At 66.4% G+C, this 1,002-nt stretch carries 1 protein-coding gene; it reads left to right on the top strand.

Annotated features, from left to right (window positions below):
• Window positions 1-106: 106 nt before the first annotated feature.
• Window positions 107-1,002: transposase (locus D7V88_RS41800; RefSeq protein ID WP_147449165.1), on the top strand; the 896-nt coding region annotated here is incomplete at its 3' end.

Here is a 1,002-nt window from a genome sequence, read left to right as displayed (position 1 = left end):
CTAGAGCGCCGATCAGGTTTCCGCCCGAGGAAAGTCGAATACTTACGAGCGCGATCGACGTGGGCTGTCGCCGCGTGATCAGGTCGCCACCTCTCGGAGGTGGCTCATGGAGCGCTGGAAGCCGACTGTGGAGCAGAGCGCACGGGAGCAGCGCCTGCTGAAGCTCGCGGGGAAGAGCAGGAAGCTTTTCGTCTTCCTGCGCGAGCATCGGCACGAGTTGTTCGATGAGGCTTTTCAGGACGAGCTCGAGGCGATGTACCGACAGACGGGCCAGGGGCAAGCGCCGCAGCCGCCCGCGATGATGTGCATGGCGCTGCTGGTACAGGCCTACACGCAGGCCTCGGACGCCGAAGCCGTATGTCTCTCGGGCACCGACAGCCGGTGGCGAATGGTCTTGGACCGACTCGGTGCGGACGAGGACGAGCCCGCCTTCTCCCAGGGCGGGCTGCAGCAATTCAGGGAGCGACTCATCGCGACCCAGATGGACCGCCGGCTGCTGGAGCGCACCGTCGAGGTGGCAAAGCGGACGAAGGGGTTTGACTCGAAGAAGACGCCGAAGACGCTGCGAGTGGGGGTCGACAGCCGCCCTTTAGAAGGGGCCGGGCGGGTTGAGGACACCCTCAACCTGCTCGGCCACGCAGGCCGCAAGGTGGCCGAGGGCATGGCGCTCGCGCTCGGTACTGACGTCGAGGAGGTAATTCAGCAGGCCGATGCGCCGTTGCTGAGGGCCAGCAGCATCAAGGCCGGCCTCGATATCGACTGGAGCGCGCCCGACGCGAAGCTCGACGCACTCAATCGCCTGTGCCGACAACTCGACCGCCTCATGGCCTGGGTGGCGAAGCAGTCGAAGTCACGCGTCGCGGCTGCGCTGACGCGCTCCATCGAAGCGCTCGCGCAGGTGCGCGAACAGGACCTCGAGCCGCGCTCCGAAGGCGGCGTTCAGATTCGACAAGGCGTGGCGGCCGACAGGCGCATCTCCATCGAAGACGCCGACATGCGCCA

It is taken from the genome of Corallococcus terminator, from assembly GCF_003611635.1.
GTDB lineage: Bacteria > Myxococcota > Myxococcia > Myxococcales > Myxococcaceae > Corallococcus > Corallococcus terminator.
This window is presented reverse-complemented; position numbering and strand designations above follow the sequence as displayed.